The 17,224-nt window shown below is 44.9% G+C and carries 12 protein-coding genes and 2 tRNA genes; 1 reads left to right on the top strand and 13 read right to left on the bottom strand.

The features are described from left to right. Positions 1–50: 50 nt before the first annotated feature. The 8 genes from rpsA to parE form a co-directional block, all read right to left on the bottom strand. Positions 51–1,253: a 30S ribosomal protein S1 gene (gene rpsA / locus I872_RS02720; RefSeq protein ID WP_015604624.1), complete on the bottom strand. Its 1,203-nt coding sequence runs from the start codon at positions 1,251–1,253 to the stop codon at positions 51–53. A gap of 163 nt (positions 1,254–1,416) precedes the next feature. Then, positions 1,417–1,488: transfer RNA gene (locus I872_RS02715), tRNA-Gln, on the bottom strand. Between the two features lie 9 nt (positions 1,489–1,497). After that, positions 1,498–1,578, bottom strand: a tRNA-Tyr gene (locus I872_RS02710). A 50-nt stretch (positions 1,579–1,628) separates the two neighbouring features. Beyond that, positions 1,629–1,859 (bottom strand): DUF2969 domain-containing protein, encoded by a 231-nt coding sequence (locus tag I872_RS02705; RefSeq protein ID WP_015604623.1) that lies wholly within the window; start codon positions 1,857–1,859, stop codon positions 1,629–1,631. Between the two features lie 92 nt (positions 1,860–1,951). After that, on the bottom strand, positions 1,952–2,977 hold the full coding sequence (locus I872_RS02700) for a branched-chain amino acid aminotransferase (RefSeq protein ID WP_015604622.1): 1,026 nt from the start codon (positions 2,975–2,977) through the stop codon (positions 1,952–1,954). 140 nt (positions 2,978–3,117) lie between these two features. Next, positions 3,118–5,568: a DNA topoisomerase IV subunit A gene (gene parC, locus I872_RS02695; RefSeq protein ID WP_015604621.1), complete on the bottom strand. Its 2,451-nt coding sequence runs from the start codon at positions 5,566–5,568 to the stop codon at positions 3,118–3,120. 785 nt (positions 5,569–6,353) lie between these two features. After that, complete coding sequence (locus tag I872_RS02685; protein WP_041826782.1) at positions 6,354–7,166, bottom strand: aminoglycoside 6-adenylyltransferase; 813 nt, start codon at positions 7,164–7,166, stop codon at positions 6,354–6,356. Positions 7,167–7,459: 293 nt separating this feature from the next. Beyond that, the gene (parE, locus tag I872_RS02680; RefSeq protein WP_015604618.1) at positions 7,460–9,403 is read right to left on the bottom strand and encodes a DNA topoisomerase IV subunit B; all 1,944 of its coding nucleotides are present in this window, start codon (positions 9,401–9,403) and stop codon (positions 7,460–7,462) included. 382 nt (positions 9,404–9,785) lie between these two features. Between parE and plsY the strand changes: the two genes are divergently transcribed. Continuing rightward, a complete protein-coding gene (gene plsY, locus I872_RS02675; RefSeq protein ID WP_041826781.1) occupies positions 9,786–10,430 on the top strand; it encodes a glycerol-3-phosphate 1-O-acyltransferase PlsY in 645 nt (214 codons plus the stop codon). Between the two features lie 179 nt (positions 10,431–10,609). Here the strand turns inward: plsY and nt5e are convergent, their stop codons facing one another. The 5 genes from nt5e to I872_RS02650 form a co-directional block, all read right to left on the bottom strand. Further along, complete coding sequence (gene nt5e / locus I872_RS02670) at positions 10,610–12,859, bottom strand: cell surface ecto-5'-nucleotidase Nt5e (protein WP_015604616.1); 2,250 nt, start codon at positions 12,857–12,859, stop codon at positions 10,610–10,612. A 291-nt stretch (positions 12,860–13,150) separates the two neighbouring features. Then, positions 13,151–14,419: a dihydroorotase gene (locus I872_RS02665; RefSeq protein WP_015604615.1), complete on the bottom strand. Its 1,269-nt coding sequence runs from the start codon at positions 14,417–14,419 to the stop codon at positions 13,151–13,153. Between the two features lie 12 nt (positions 14,420–14,431). Next, positions 14,432–14,896 (bottom strand): NUDIX hydrolase, encoded by a 465-nt coding sequence (locus I872_RS02660; protein WP_002904550.1) that lies wholly within the window; start codon positions 14,894–14,896, stop codon positions 14,432–14,434. Between the two features lie 8 nt (positions 14,897–14,904). Beyond that, a complete protein-coding gene (locus tag I872_RS02655) occupies positions 14,905–15,558 on the bottom strand; it encodes a uracil-DNA glycosylase (protein ID WP_002897503.1) in 654 nt (217 codons plus the stop codon). Between the two features lie 59 nt (positions 15,559–15,617). After that, a complete protein-coding gene (locus I872_RS02650) occupies positions 15,618–17,144 on the bottom strand; it encodes a glycosyltransferase family 39 protein (protein WP_015604614.1) in 1,527 nt (508 codons plus the stop codon). Positions 17,145–17,224 lie beyond the last annotated feature (80 nt).

The raw sequence follows: 17,224 nt of genomic DNA, 5'->3' as shown, positions 1-17,224 counted from the left end.
TTGAAAAGACGAAAAAAGAAGCTGAGAAACTCAGCCTCTTCTTAAGTAAATTACAATTCGATATCACCGAAAAGATCAGCCATTGAGAAACCAGTTTGAGTTTCTGGAAGCTCGAAGTCACGTTTTTCTTGACGACGTGGACGACGTGGACGAGATTGACGTTTTTCTTCTTTTTGGCCTTCTTCTTGGGCTGGACGCTCTTCAAGAGCCTTGATAGAAAGTGATACACGCTCAGCAGCAGCATTCACTTCAAGAACTTTAACAGTTACTTCTTGACCAACTTTAAGAGCATCTTTTGGATTTTCAACACGTTTGTGTGAAATTTGTGAGATGTGAACAAGCCCGTCGATACCTGGCAATACTTCAACGAAAGCACCGAAGTCAGTCAAACGTTTTACTGTGCCTTCAACTACATCGCCAGCAGCAAGTTTTTGTTCAACACCATCCCATGGTCCAGGGGTTGTAGCTTTAAGTGAAAGAGACACGCGGCCTTCTTCTTCGTTCAAATCAAGAACTTTCACTTCGATTTCGTCACCAACTGAAACAACAGATTTTGGTGAAACGTTACGTTCGTGAGAAAGTTCAGTCAAGTGAACCAAACCATCAACACCACCAAGGTCAATGAAAGCACCGAAGCTTGTGATACGAGCAACTTTACCAGTTACAACATCACCAACATTCAATTTACCAAATACTTCTGCACGTGCTGCAGCAGCTTCTGCTTCTACAACTTCACGACGTGAAAGGATGAAGCGGTTTTCTTTTGGATCTACTTCTTTAATCTTAGCGTCAAATTCTTGACCTACAAAACGTTCAGTGTTGCGAACGAAACGAGTATCGAGCATTGAAGCTGGAATAAATCCACGAAGTCCTTCAAACTCAACAGAAAGTCCACCTTTAACAGCACGAGTGCCCTTAACAGTAACGACTTCTTCTTCACGACCAACCAATTTGTCCCATGCTTTGCGAGCTTCTAAACGTTTTTTAGATACTAGGTAAGTAACTGTGTCTGTATCTTTACCTACTACTTGACGAAGAACAAGCAATTCAAGTGTGTCACCTGGTTTTACAAAGTCATTGATGTCAGCATCACGATCATTTGTCAACTCACGCAGAGTCAAAACCCCTTCAACACCAGTACCAGCAATGGCAACATTAGCTTGGTTAGCATCCACTGTCAATACTTCAGCAGTAACGACATCACCTGGTTCGACTTGGCTAACACTGTTTAGCAAATCTTCAAATTCATTCATCTAAAAAAATCCTCCAACAATCAAGTATATTACTTGACATACTTATAATTATTTTCCTAAGCACCCGCAAACGACATTTGATGTATCTTTAACGTTTTCCACCCTATAAAGAAATAAAATATCCGACGATATTTTATCCTTTATCTGATATATTACCTAAGAACTGGGGTAGCTGGATTCGAACCAACGCATGAGGGAGTCAAAGTCCCTTGCCTTACCGCTTGGCTATACCCCAATGATCAAATGGAGAGAGAGGGATTCGAACCCCCGAACCCGAAGGAGCGGATTTACAGTCCGCCGCGTTTAGCCTCTTCGCTATCTCTCCGACAATCAACGATATCAATTATATCATTAATCTAATAAAAGCGCAAGCCCTTATTTTCCTAAATTGTAGGTTTCAATCAAAGTTTCCACCGCTTTTTCAAGCTTTTTATATAAACTTTCAACATTGCCATTTTTGACAATAGCAAATTGGCCGTCAAATTCGGCAATCTCGCCAATGACCTTTTTCCCTATAGAAAGGGTGTAGCCATCAAATTGATCAGCGCCAAGCTTCACCTTACTATCTGCAATCTGAATCTCAATTTTTTTATCTTTTTTACTCATTCTTCTACCTCTTTCAAGTTTCTATTTTACACAAAAATAGCTAAGCTGGCAAGTGATTTCCTCAATAAAAAGAGCCTCAAAGGGCTCTTGGGTTATTCGTCTACTTTTACAATCCAACCTTCTGGAGCTTCCACATCACCAAATTGGATACCAGTCAGCTCATCGTAGAGTTTGCGGGTCACTGGCCCGACTTCTGTCTCGCTATAGAACACATGGAAATCATCGCCATGCTGGATTCCTCCAATTGGTGAGATAACAGCCGCGGTGCCACAGGCTCCTGCTTCGACAAAGCGATCTAAGTTATCAATCGGAACATCACCTTCAATTGGCGTCAAGCCCAAGCGGTGCTCTGCCAAGTAAAGTAAAGAATATTTGGTAATGGATGGCAGAATAGATGGACTCAGCGGTGTCACAAATTCATTGTCCTTGGTGATTCCAAAGAAATTGGCTGATCCAACTTCTTCAATCTTGGTATGAGTTGACGGATCTAGGTAGATCACATCTGAAAAGTTACGAGACTTCGCCATCTTACCTGGTAAAAGGCTAGCTGCATAGTTACCACCCACCTTAGCTGCACCTGTACCGTGGGGAGCTGCTCGGTCATATTCGTCTTGGATCAAAAAGTTGGTTGGAACCAAACCACCCTTGAAGTAGTTTCCGACTGGCATAGCAAAAATCGTAAAAATGTACTCCTCTGCTGGTTTTACCCCGATGATATCTCCGATACCAATCAAAAGGGGACGAAGGTAGAGAGTTCCCCCTGTTCCATATGGCGGTACATATTCTTGATTGGCGCGGACAACAGCCTTACACGCTTCCACAAACATTTCAGTTGAAACTTGTGGCATCAAGAGACGATCGCAAGTGCGTTGCAGACGCTTAGCATTTTCGTCTGGACGGAAAAGCTGGACACTGCCGTCCTTAGTCCGATAAGCCTTCAGTCCCTCAAAAGCCTGCTGGCCATAGTGAAGACTTGGTGAAGACTCAGAAATATGCAGGGTCGCATCTTCTGTCAGCTTGCCTTCCTCCCACTGACCATTCCGATAATAAGCGATATAGCGATAGGGCAATTTCATATATGAAAAGCCAAGATTTTCCCAATCAAGATTTACTGTCATAGTCTTTTCCTCTTTTTCTTATCTTTCAATTTATAGATACTCCCTATTGTACACCTTTTTCTGAAAAATTCAATCATTATTTTCAATTTTCTGAAAATTTATTTTTAAAACAAACCAGTTCGTGTGAACTGGCTTGTTGATTACTTGATATAAGCCGAGAAGACTTCTTCGTCTGAAATGGTATCAGAAATGAAGCTGCCATTGCTAGTTCTCTCAGACAGGCTGAGGTCAGCTAGATTGATTTCATAGGTCGTTCCTTTATTAGAAAGCACCTGCAAAATCTGCTTTTCGCTAACTTCAGCTTCTGTTGTGAAGAGGTCAAAGTCTGCTGCTTCTCCATAAACTGGACCAGCTGCGAAGACACGATGCGGCTTGGTCTTAAGCTCTCTCAGAACCTGAAGACCGCGATTTGCCCGACTGGTAACAGGAATATCTGCTACTGCCATACGTTTGAGCGAACCGCGCTGAGTCAGGATGTAAAGCGAGTCTGTATTGGCGATAAAGGCTGCCGCTAGGACATCATCTTTCTTGAGGTTGATAGCTTTAACCCCAGCTGCCTTAGCTCCGATGACTGGTACTTCCTCAATATTGAAGCGCAGTGCATAGCCATTCTTAGTCACGAGCATAACATCATCCAGCTTAATCGGCGCCAGAGCAATGACCTGGTCGTCTTCATTTTTCAGCTTGGCAAATTTAAGTGACTTGGACTTATAGGTCCGCCAAGGACTGAATTCCTTGCGCTCTACACGCTTGATTTGACCGAGCTTGGTCGCTGCAAAGTAAGTGCCCTCCTCAAAGTTGTCCAGCAATTCTGTATAGATAACCTCTTCTTTGGTATCAAAGTTGCTGATGGTCTGGCTGAGGTGTTCTCCAATTTCTTTCCAGCGGATGTCTGACAGCTCATGAACAGGCCGGTAAATGACATTTCCTAGGCTGGTGAAAATCAATAGATGCTGAGTCGTCTTAGCTGGACTGAGGAAAATCAGGCGGTCATCATCACGCTTGCCCATCTCCTCTAAGGTCGAAGCAGAGAAGGAACGCGGACTTGTCCGCTTGATATAACCAGAACGTGTCACGCTGACATAGGTCTCTTCCTCGACAATCAGACTAGCTGTATCAATCTCAATGGCGTTTGCCGTATCCTGCAACTCACTGAGACGCGGATTGCCAAACTTCTTCTTGACATCGCGGAGCTCACGCTTCATAAGATTATACATAGTTCGCTCATCACCGATAATGGCTGCCAGCATGGCAATTTTCTCGCGTAGCTCTGCTTCTTCCTCTTCCAGCACAACTACGTCTGTATTTGTCAAACGGTAGAGTTGGAGAGTGACGATCGCCTCAGCCTGCTCCTCGGTGAAATCATAGCTGACTTTCAGATTTTCCTTGGCGTCAGCTTTGTTTTCTGAAGCACGAATCAGGGCAATCACCTCGTCCAAGATGGAAAGCACCCGAATTAATCCTTCCACGATATGGAGCCGTTTCTCAGCCTTAGCCTTGTCAAAACGGCTGCGAGCCAAAATGATCTCCTTGCGGTGGGCAATGTAGCTGGTTAAGATTGGCACAATCCCTACCAAACGCGGCGTGAAATTGTCAATCGCCACCATGTTGAAGTTGTAATTAACTTGTAAGTCGGTGTACTTAAAGAGATAGTTGAGAATCAGCTCAGTATTAGCGTCTTTCTTGAGCTCGATGGCAATGCGAAGACCGTCCCGGTCTGATTCGTCCCGCACTTCAGCAATGCCAGCCACCTTGTTATTGACCCGTACATCGTCAATCTTCTTGACCAAGACCGCTTTATTAATCTCGTAAGGAATCTCGGTGATGACGATTTGCTCTTTTCCGCCCTTCAGCTTTTCAATCTCAGTTCTGGAGCGCACCACGACGCGACCTTTGCCAGTCTCGTAGGCTTTCTTGATCTCATCTCGGCCTTGGACAATAGCTCCTGTTGGGAAGTCTGGACCAGGCAGAAACTCCATGAGTTTGTCCACCTTGGCAGACGGATGGTCAATCATATAAATAACCGCGTCAATGACTTCGGCTAGGTTATGAGGTGGAATATCAGTCGCATAACCAGCGGAAATCCCAGTTGCTCCATTAACCAAGAGGTTCGGAAAGGCAGCTGGCAGAACAGTCGGCTCCTTCTCGGTATCGTCGAAGTTCCAAGCAAAAGGAACGGTATTTTTCTCAATATCCTGCAAAAGATAGCCAGCCATCTCAGACAGCCGCGCCTCGGTATAACGCATAGCCGCTGGTGGATCACCATCCATAGAGCCGTTGTTCCCATGCATCTCGACGAGAATCTCACGGTTTTTCCAGTCCTGAGACATGCGGACCATGGCATCGTAGATGGAGCTGTCACCGTGAGGGTGGAAATTCCCCATGATGTTCCCGACTGACTTGGCAGACTTGCGGTAGCCCTTGTCAAAGGTGTTGCCGTCCTTATTCATGGAATAAAGAATACGGCGCTGCACGGGCTTCAAGCCATCGCGAATGTCCGGCAGAGCCCGCTCCTGAATGATGTATTTGGAGTAGCGACCAAAGCGCTCTCCCATGATGTCCTCAAGGGACATGTTTTGAATATTACTCATATAGGATACAGAGCCCGTAAAATACAAAGTGAAAATAGGAAATTCTTGTAGTGAGCGATGCTCACAAGAGAATTTATCTTTTTCACACAGTATTTAGGGCGTGTTCAACTCCTTTCAAAGAATGTAGAGTAGATTTTTACATTAATATTGGTACTTAAGAAAAATATTTTTAGATACTATTTAAATCATTCACAAACACTTATTTAGATTATCCAAAAGCAACTATTCCCTATAGATTGTTCTTTCTTCTTTGAAGTATGTACAAATATAGACAAGGTAAATAAGAAATTATAGCAGTCGATATCAGCAAGATATCAAATACAAACTTTTGCCCTCGAAATAGCTCCTCCCAATGCATTGTATTAAGATAATGAAAAATTAAACCGAATAAATAACAGATACTTATAGGGAAGACTCGCCACTTGATTGATTTGTATAAATAATATATGCGTATTGAGTGATAAAGCGTGGAAGAAATAAGCATAGGTAAACCAAAATCAATTAGAAAAAAATAAAACCTTAAAGCATCATCAAACATATCTGTCCGATCTATGGAAAATAACCAAATATTCCATATAGTGATAATTACAGGAAAAAATAAACCATAAAATCTTTTGCCAAGTTTGTTATTTTGTAAGGCAATATATATTGATAAGATTATGGACACAATCTGAAGAAATGGGAATAACATAGAAAATATTCCAAACATAAAATCCAACATACTATTTCACCTCAATAGCTATTATAAACTAAAGCATTTGTTCATCTTGTAAGTGTATCTGAAACTATTTCAACCTCTCCTCAGCATACTCCATCATCTTCTCTGCAGTTTCTTTGTCATAGTGGAAGCCGGTTTTGAGAGAGAAGGCTTGGGCTTCTTTGTGGAAAAAGTCCATGGTAGCAAAGAGAGACTTAGTAATTTTTTTCTGGTCAGAAAAGTCAAGCAAGGCTGTAAATTCCTTTTCTTTCTCAGAAGGAAAATACTGAAAGAGGTATTTGTAGTTCTTACCAACATCGACCGTCCCCTTATCTGCTGCTACTTGCCAAGCTAACAGCTTAAGCAATTCCTGCTGGCAGATACCATACAGATGATCCGTCGCATAGACCAGGTGATTTCTATGAATGCCCTTGACTACATAAGCTGACACCCACCAAAATTCATTGCAAGATTTGTCAAAGTCAGTCGCACTGGCTGGTGCCGTCCAATAGCGCTTAGTCGTCGGTGCATAAGGGGCAAACAGCCCCTGCGGGTCATCCAGCACCGTGAAATCCGCTTCGCTATCCACCCACTCTTTGATGTGCTCCTTGGGGCAGAGGGTCAAATCGATCCGATTGCCATCTTCAAAGAGCATGAGATAGAGGCGGCGATGGTCAAGTATATTATGCTGCTCGATGATGCGCTTGCCAAATTCTTCCAACCAAGCAAGGTCAGCCAACAGGCCATCCAAATCCTCCACAATGTAGACTACATCATAGTCTTGGAACTCGTCCTTGGGAGCATTTGGATTTGTCCGCGAACCGGACATAGCGACAGCGTCAACCTGTAGCACTTTTGCGGTTTGCAAAATCACATCAAACATTTCGGTTTCAGTTCTCATGGGAATACCTGCCTTTTAGTTGAAACTCTTGATTCTGTAGAGGACATGTCTACAAAGGGGACTGTCAGCTAGAACTTTTTCATTATCAAATTCTTTGACAAATTCCATGCCTAGCTTCTGCATGACTTTTTTGCGAAGGGAGATTGAGTAAGGATGTAAAAGAAAATAATTTTTCACTTTGATAAAGGGCGTAAATAACTGGACAATCTTTCATATTTGCAGGTCTAATAATCATTTTCTACCCTTTCCAAGTCTGATAAACTTATAATCTAGCAAATCTCAATAACTAGGTATTAAAACACTCCACTCTCCTCAAGCGTAAACTTGACATTATCCTCGATCCACTTGCGGCGTGGTTCGACCTTGTCGCCCATGAGGACATTGACACGGCGTTCAGCGCGGGCCAGGTCTTCGATGGTGACACGGATGAGGGTGCGGGTTTCAGGATTCATAGTGGTCTCCCAGAGTTGGTCGGCGTTCATTTCACCAAGCCCCTTGTAGCGCTGAAGCATGGCTCCCTTACCAAACTTACGGCGCAGATCGTCCAGCTCGCCATCGGTCCAGGCATACTCAACAACTTCGCTCTTACCCTTGCCCTTGGACATCTTGTAGAGAGGCGGCAGGGCAATATAGACGCGGCCAGCCTCGACCAGCGGACGCATATAGCGATAGAAAAAGGTCAGCAGCAAGGTCTGGATATGGGCACCGTCGGTGTCCGCATCGGTCATGATGATGATCTTGTCATAGTTGGCATCCTCAAGGGTAAAGTCTGACCCGACACCCGCTCCAATCGTGTAGATCATGGTGTTGATTTCCTCGTTCTTGAGAATGTCGGCCATCTTAGCCTTGGCGGTGTTGATGACCTTACCGCGTAGGGGCAGGATGGCTTGGAACTTACGGTCACGGCCTTGCTTGGCAGAGCCACCGGCAGAGTCTCCCTCGACCAGATAGAGTTCGTTCTTGGCTGGGTTCTTGGACTGGGCCGGAGTCAGCTTACCAGAGAGCAAGCCCTTGTCTTTTTTATTTTTCTTGCCATTGCGGCTTTCGTCACGCGCCTTGCGGGCTGCTTCCCTGGCATCTCTGGCCTTGATAGCCTTGCGGATGAGGTTAGAAGCCAGCTCACCATTTTCCAAGAGGAAGAAGGTCAGCTTGTCAGAGACGATGGAGTCCACGGCAGGGCGAGCCAAAGGACTGCCCAACTTGTCCTTGGTCTGGCCTTCAAACTGGAGGTGTTCTTCTGGAACGAGGATAGACAGGACAGCAGCCAGACCCTCGCGGTAGTCCGAACCTTCCAGATTTTTGTCCTTTTCCTTGAGCAGGCCTGTCTTTCTGGCATAGTCGTTCATAGCCTTGGTAATAGCGGTCTTGAGCCCCGTCTCGTGGGTACCGCCGTCCTTGGTGCGGACATTATTGACAAAGGACAGGATATTGTCCGAGTAGCCGTCGTTGTACTGGAGGGCCACCTGAACTTGGAAGCCGCTCTCCTCGCCCTCGAAATAGAGGACGGGAGTCAGGGTTTCCTTGTCTTCATTGAGATAGCTGACAAAGTCTTCAACCCCGTTCTCATAGTGGAACTCTACTTCTTCGCCAGTCCGTGCATCGGTCAGCGACAGGCGAACATTCTTGAGCAGGAAGGCTGATTCCTTAAGCCGCTCCGCAATGGTGTTGTACTTGAAGTCTGTCGTTGAAAAAATTGTATCGTCCGGCATAAAGGTCACTTTGGTTCCAGACTTAGACTTAGGTGCCGTTCCGATTTTCTTGAGCGTGGTGACTGGTTTTCCGCCATTTTCAAAGCGTTGCTTGTAAACAGTCCCGTCCCGCGTGATTTCCACTTCCAGCCAGCTAGACAGGGCATTGACAACAGAGGAACCCACACCGTGGAGACCGCCTGAAGTCTTATAGCCCCCTTGGCCGAACTTACCGCCAGCGTGGAGAACTGTGAAGATGACCTCGACCGTGGGAATGCCCATAGCGTGCATGCCGACTGGCATCCCGCGTCCGTGGTCAGCAACGGTTAGACTGCCGTCATTGTTTATCGTAACCTCGATTCGGTCACCAAAGCCTGACAGGGCTTCATCGACTGCATTGTCCACAATCTCCCAAACCAGATGGTGGAGTCCCGCTCCGTCGGTCGATCCAATATACATCCCTGGACGTTTGCGGACCGCATCCAACCCTTCTAATACCTGAATGGCATCGTCATTATAATTGTTAATATTGATTTCCTTTTTTGCCACAAGGAACCTCCTGCATGATAGTCATCCTTATTATCTTACAGGTTTTTGGTAAATTTTGCAAAGTTTTTTCTAAAAAATGAGAGTGGGACAGAAATCGGTAATTCGTTAGAATTCGATTTCGTCGTCCCACCTCCGCACAGTTGAGTAGGACTGTAAAAGCTGATGAAATCAGCGTAATAGAGCCCACTCAACAACTGCGTCTTGCTCGGCAATCCAAAGATAATTGAGAGGCTAGGACTTTTGTCCCAGCCTCGATAGAATCTGGATTTCAAATGATTTTGGAGAAAGGCAAGCTAGCCACAAGCGTCAGACTAGACAATTCTCTAAAAATATTCTTATCATAGTTCTTTGTCCAAGTTCCAAATCATGGTATAATAAAATCATGATGAACACGATACTTGGATTATTACTAGCATATTTATTGGGCTCCATTCCGACAGGTCTGTGGATTGGGCAGATTTTCTTTAAAAAGAACCTCCGCGAATATGGCAGTGGCAATACTGGCACGACCAATACTTTCCGGATCTTGGGTAAGACGGCCGGCAGCGCCACTTTTGTCATTGACTTTTTCAAAGGGACACTGGCAACCCTGCTACCGCTTTTCCTGCATATTGAAGGGATTTCACCACTGATTTTTGGCCTCTTGGCTGTGATTGGTCATACCTATCCAATCTTTGCAGGATTTAAGGGAGGCAAAGCCGTTGCGACCAGTGCTGGAGCTGTTCTAGCCTTCTCACCCGCTTTCTTTGTCTACCTGATAGTTGTCTTTGTGACGACTCTCTATCTGGGAAGTATGATTTCTCTAGCCAGCGTGGTTTCAGCAATCGTGGCCATCCTGTCCGCCCTAATTTTCCCTGCTTCAGGCTTTCTCTTACCAAGCTATGATTTCCTTTTTACCCTGATTATCATTCTCTTAGCAGCTATTATCATCCTTCGTCATCGAGACAATATCCAGCGGATTCGAAATAAAACCGAAAACCTGATCCCTTGGGGTATTAACCTAACCAAACAAAATCCAAAAAAATGAGAGTGGGACAGAAATCGATAATTCGTTAGAATTCGATTTCGTCGTCCCACCTCCGCACAGTTGAGTAGGGTTGTAAATGCTGATGAAATCAGCGTAGTAGAGTCCACTCAACCACTGCGTCTTGCTCGACAATCCAAAGACAATTGAGAGGCTAGGACTTTTGTCCCAGCCTCATTTTTTTAATCTTTTTGAGTTTTTTTCAGACCTGCTGCACCCAGCATTCCGAATACCAAGCCAAACATAGAAAGAAGGACAGGATTCTTGCTTCCTGTTTTCGGAAGAGTTCCTTGTTTGCTTGCTACTTCTGTCGGACGAACCTGTGCTGGAGCTTGATAAGTTGCCTTATTTGCTGCTGGCTGAGCTGTATTTGGTTTCTCAACAGAAGGTTGTTCTTGTGGTTTTGTCTCAGGCACAACTGGATGATTAGGTTGGCTAGGAACTACTGGATTGCTTGGTGTTGTTGGATTAGTTGGGTTGGTAGGATTTACTGGGTTAGTCGGATTGATTGGGTTTGCTGGATTGCTTTGTCCAGGCTTAGAAGTGGCATCTTTTGGATCAGTGCCCTGCTGGATTTCCTCGATATCTGTGTAACCATCTCCATCTGTATCCTTGCTAGCAGACATAGAAATCGTGCGAGAATTTGGATTGATTGCTGCATAGGCTGTCAAATCTGCACTTTCCAGATATTCTGCAAAGGCCACGTCCATAGATGGCCCTTCCTCACGCGCACCACCCAGCATGGTATAACCATCACCACCAGCTGCTAGGAAGTCATTGGTTGTCAGGTAATAGGTCTTAGCCAAGTCAAGGGCTTCATAAGCACCTGTTTCTTTGTTTTTGATTTCAATGCGGAGAATCCGTTTCTCTGCTGGCAGAGTTGTATCATAGTAAACTTTAGCACCAGAAACTTGCAAGAAACCGCCACTTGGCTCTAGCAATGGTTGACCATTCTCATCCAAGACAGGTTTTCCATCTTTTTCTTGCAGGATTGAGCCCAAGGATTTGGCGAACATATCTGCGATATTCTGACCTGTTACCTTGATTTGAGAAATGGTATTTCCAAATGGCAATACGGCGATAACATTTCCCTTAGTGATTGGCTTGTCCTTGGCAATGGTTTCCCGTAGGCCACCACCGTTGGTCACAGCCAAGTCTGTTTTGTTGGCAAAGCCTGTTTGTCCATATTTGTAAAGGGCATCTGCTACCACATTTCCCAGATTAGTTTCTCGAACGCGGACATTTTCACGGTCACCGTTAAGCTCAACAGGGCTATTGGCTACGATTACCTTGGCATTTTCTGCATCGTATTTTTCCTTGATCTTCTTGACCATCTCTGCTACAACTGGGTCTGGAGTCGCTTTTTTAGCTGTTTCAGCTGGGATTTGCTGAGGATTGCCCAGAAGTTGGTTGGCCTTAAAGGTAACTTTACCGATATTGTGCAAATAACTACCAGTCTGGTTGTAGGTCACATTTTCACCGTAAGTAGTGGACTCTACTGTGTGAGAATGGCCGTCAATCACTGTAACCCGCTTGCCCTTCAGTTTGGCATTTTTAGAAAGTGCTTCAGCCAAGGTAGAACCGCGCCATTCAACTGGTGTCGTCGTATCCACACCCAAGTGGGCCAGAACCACATAGTTTTTGTAAGTCTTGCCTTCAGCTGCTGCACGCGCTTCAACTTCGTCAATCACTCGGTTAACCTCTGTGATTGGATCCGCGAAAGTCACACCTTGAATGTTTTTAGGGTGAGTTTTTGTAGCTGTCTCAGGAGTGGTCACCCCGATCACGACAAATTCATCACCTTCTACATTCTTATCCTTGTCAACAATAGTTGATGCTTGGAAGACACGAGCATTGTTGGCATAAGTATTAGCGCTGAGGAGTGGGAAATTGAGGATTTCTTTATATTTTTTGGCTTCATCCAAACCAAAGTCAAATTCATGGTTTCCAACTGCCATGGCATCATAGCCGATTTCATTGAGAATCTTCGCGCGTTCTTCCCCTTTGGAGCTGTTAGAAATTGGCAGACCTTGGAAAGCATCTCCTGCATCTACAACCAGTGTTTGAGGATTTTTAGCTCGTTCTTCCTTGATAACTGTTGCAAGTTTGGCATCTCCGATAACACCTTTTTCTTCGACGATACGACCGTGCACATCGTTTGTATGAAGAATGGTAGCTTCAGGCAAGCTTGCGTCAGACGCTCCTGATACATCTTGAGCATTAGCTGCGATGGCCGCATTTACGCTAGCTTCATCGGCAGAAACTCCACCTGCTTGCGCCAAATCTGTTTCGGTTGATTTTTGAGCTGAGTCACTCACATTTGCTACAGCAGTTGCTGGCTGAACCTCATCCGCAGCAACTTGATGGTCCAAAAAGGCAGGTGCCAACAGAACCGTAGACAAAACAGGTAAAATAAGATGCTTCTTTTTCATAAATAAAAGCTCCAGTCTATGTTTTTTCTACTATTATACTGTTTTTCTGTAAAAAGGGAATGCTATTTCAGCTTAATCTTTCTTCTGATAAAAAAGAGGCTGGGACAAAAGTCCTAGCCTCTCAATTGTCTTTGGTTTGTCGAGCAAGACGCAGTGGTTGAGTGGGCTATACTACGCTGATTTCATTAGCTTTTACAGCCCTACTCAACTGTGCGGAGGTGGGACGACGAAATCGAATTCTAACGAATTACCGATTTCTGTCCCACTCTCATATTTTATATGAATGTCTGCTTATGCTTGGAAGACGATTTCTCCATCGCAGATGGTATATTTGACTTGGCCTTTGAGCTCTTCGCCAACAAAAGGTGAATTGGCTGCCTTGGAGGCAAAATGGTCGGAAACCAGACGGTCAGCTTTAGGATCAAAAATAGTGATGTCAGCCGGACCTGCTTCAGCCAGAAAACCAGCATTAAAATCGTAGAGACTAGCTGGATTGACCGTCATCTTCTCTAAGAGCTCCATGAGGCTAAGATGCCCTGCTTCCACCAGATAGGTCAGCCCTAGAGAAAGCGAGGTCTCAAGACCAGTCATACCAGACGGCGCCTTGGTAATATCCGCAACATTTTTCTCGTCGGCATGGTGCGGTGCGTGGTCCGTCGCAATGACAGAAATAACGCCAGACTTCAGCCCTTCGATAACGGCCAGACGATCCGATTCTAAGCGCAGAGGCGGATTCATCTTAGCACTGCTACCCTTGGTCAATAGCAGAGCTTCTGTCTTAGAGAAGTGCTGAGGTGCTGCTTCAGCAGTGACTTGAGCGCCTAGTTTTTGGGCAAACTCGACAACCTTGACACTTTCTGCCTTAGACAAATGCTGGATATGCACATGAGCCTTGGCATCATAAGCAATCATAACATCGCGGGCAATCATGCTGTACTCTGCTACACCTGTCGCCCCGCAGAAATTGAAATGTTCTTTGGCGATATGTTCATTGAAGCCGAGGATACCGTTGAGATTTGGGTCTTCCTCGTGCAAGCTGATAAAAGTATCGTTTTTACGTGCTTCTATCAGGGCTTGGCGGACAATCCCAGCGTTGGTCAGGGGAATTCCGTCATCTGAGAAGCCAACGGCACCAGCAGCCAAAAGACCTTGGAAATCTGTCAGATGCTGACCATCAAAATTCTCTGTAATGGTCGCGACGGACTTGATATGGATATTTTCACGACTGGCTGACTCCAGCACTTCCTGCAGGGTTTCAACTGTAGAAATGGTCGGATTGGTATTGGCCATCATAACAACCGTTGTGAAGCCGCCCGCTGCCGCTGCCAAAGCTCCTGTATGAATGTCTTCTTTATGGGTCTGACCCGGCTCTCGGAAGTGAACGTGAATGTCAACCAGACCGGGGGCAACGACCAAACCACTAGCATCTAGGACTTGGGCATCAGCCGCTTCCAGATTTTGACCGATTTTGACAATTTTCTTGCCCTCCACCAGCACATCACACACTTGATCCAGACCAGACTTAGGATCCATAACACGGCCATTCTTGATTAGTAGCATTTTGTATCTCCTTTATTCGTAAAAATCAACCTGCGTGTCGAGCAGTTTATCACCATCATAAACAAATTTGGCTGAAAAGAAGGGCTTATCCTCCAGCAGCCATTCAACAAAGGTATGATCTCCTTCCCAAGTCGGTTTTGAAAGCACCTGATCGTAAGGCACCCATTCCAGCGTCCCTTCATTGCAATCAATCAACTCTCCTTCAAACTCCGTCACCTTGAAAACATAGGTGTACCAGTCCAAGTCGGGAGTAAACTCAGGAAAAGTGATAACGCCTTTTAGGACAGGCTTTGCCTTTAGACCTGTTTCCTCTAGAATTTCGCGTGCAGCACACTCCTGCGGGGTTTCTCCCCGCTCCAGCTTGCCACCGACACCAATCCATTTCCCAGCATGAACATCATTGGGCTTTTTGTTGCGGTGCAGCATGAGAAATTCCCGCCCATTATCGATATAACAAATTGTTGCTAACTGAACCATACTACCTCCTAAGCTAACCAATCGATTGGCTCCAAGCCCTTAGCTACTAAGAAATCATTGGTACGTGAAAAAGGTTTGCTGCCAAAGAAACCACGGTAGGCAGACAGCGGACTTGGGTGAGCTGACTCGATAATCAAATGTTGGGAATTACTAATCAAGGCTTTTTTCTTGCGAGCGTAAGACCCCCATAGGATAAAGACAACTGGATCTGACTTTGCATTAACGACCTTGATAATAGCATCCGTAAAGGGCTCCCAGATTAAGCCAGCATGCGCATTGGCCTGCCCAGCAGGCACTGTCAGACCAGCATTGAGCAAGAGAACTCCTTGCTGGGCCCAAGAAGTCAAATCATGCGACTCCTTCACTCCGATATCGTCTGCCAGTTCTTTAAGAATATTCTGCAAAGAAGGCGGAGCTGGAATGTCATCAGGAACCGAAAAACTCAAGCCCTGCGCCTGTCTCGGCCCATGGTAGGGATCCTGCCCCAAAATAACCACCTTAACATCTGCTAAATCTGTCGTCTGAATGGCATTAAACACCTTTTCCCGAGGTGGGTAAATGGTCCCAGAAGCATACACTTCGTCTAAAAAATGATTGATTTTTGCAAAATAACCTTCCGGCAGCTGCTCCTTAATCAAAGCGTGCCAAGCTGAATGCTGCATATATGTCTCCTTTTTATTTTACATTCCATACTTACGGGCAACTAAGCTGACAAGTCTAGTTAGACCTTCTTTTCCCAAAATTTCATGCGAGTCAAGTCTAGCGGATATTGAGTCAATCCCACAGCTGACAGAATCAAAATCTGTGGCAAAAACTGAATCAGATAACGGGTCTTGCCTCCCTCAAAAATTTGCAAAAAGAGTAGGCCGCCAAAGACTGCCAAGCTTAAGAAATTCAAGGAATCGTTTGGTCGGTATTTCCAGAGGGCAAAGACCAGCCCCAAAGCCATGACAATCCAAACCGCTTGCTTGATCAGCGAATAAAATCGAAAACTATCCTTATCAGAATTGAGGAAGAAATCACGGATAAACTGGGCGAATGCATTGTCTTTTGTGAACTCATAAAGCGGTGAAATATAAGGTGTTTTTTCATTTTCAACACTGCGATAGAGCCAACCCAAGTTTCCTTCAGCAACTGTCAAAGAGTGTTTATAATACAGGTGTTGTAGAAAGGTCAGCGGAGTGTATTCTTTCAAGCGGCGTTTGATTTCTTTGATGACATTTTCCCTGGCAAACATGCCATTATTGTAGTCAGCCCGCTTGTCGGGTTCCACATATTGCAACAACCCCTCCTTCATGTCTTCCTGATCGTGACCGATATTGGTTAGGCCCAGATTGATGAAAAGTAGTGGCCCTTTGGCCAGTCCTTGGCCTTGGATGATCGGCACTTCTGTCTGGTGAGCCAGACCATAATGAAGTGGAAGGTAGCCTGCCGAAAAGCTTAGAGCAAAGAACGCAGCAGTCAAGAAAAACTTTTTCCAGTTTTGTCTCAAAAATAAAACTCCAAAAACAGCAATCAGCAGAATCATCACTGTCGGACGAATCAAAAAGGCAAGACTGGTCAGAATTCCTAATAAAAGGCTTCTAGAAATGATTTGGCGACTATTCCCCTTATTTTCCAACAAACTCAGAGCCAGAAAAATCTGTAGACTAATCAAAGGCAAGGGGGGAATGTCCGTGTACATGGAGATGTAGTAAGGCGAAAATCCGACCAAGGCCATATAAAGGCTAAAAATCGCATCTCCTGTAGCCTGCGAAAAGTATCGCTGACAGCCTTTGTAGAGGATCCAAGACGCAATATTGACGTAAAAAAGATTGAGCCCCTGCATAATCCAGAGAGCTGCTTCACCAAAAAGATTAAAGAAAAAGCGCTCATAGAGAAAGAGGGGCAGATTATTAGGATTGCGCGTTAGATAGCTGGAAATAGAGGACTCCTTCAGGTACTTGAAAGCCCCTGTGAAAACCACTGCCGCATCCCGTCGAATCAAAAGCTCAGCCGATAGGAGCATGATGAGCTGAAAAAGGAGAGCTGCTAAAGCAATGGCAAGCTTGTGCCTCATGAGAAAATGATAAGACTTTTTAAGCTGAAACCGATAGCGATTCGCTAGGATTGCCAAGACTCCAAACAAAATCAGAGCCAAGCTACTTAACTGCGACACATGAAAAATAGCTGTAAACAGCCAATGAAGACTCAATACCAGCATGATTTTTTGTAGAATCAAAAAAGTGATATGATAAATCTTAGACATGGCTTTATTATAACAAAATCAGGCACTTTTTGCTATTTTAAAAAGTGAGCAGAGGCCAAGTAAATCCTAAAAAAGAGACA

The organism is Streptococcus cristatus AS 1.3089, assembly GCF_000385925.1.
In the GTDB taxonomy this organism is placed as follows: Bacteria; Bacillota; Bacilli; order Lactobacillales; family Streptococcaceae; genus Streptococcus; species Streptococcus cristatus_B.
Note: the sequence above shows the minus strand (reverse complement) of the source record. Positions and strands in the feature narration are given on the sequence as shown.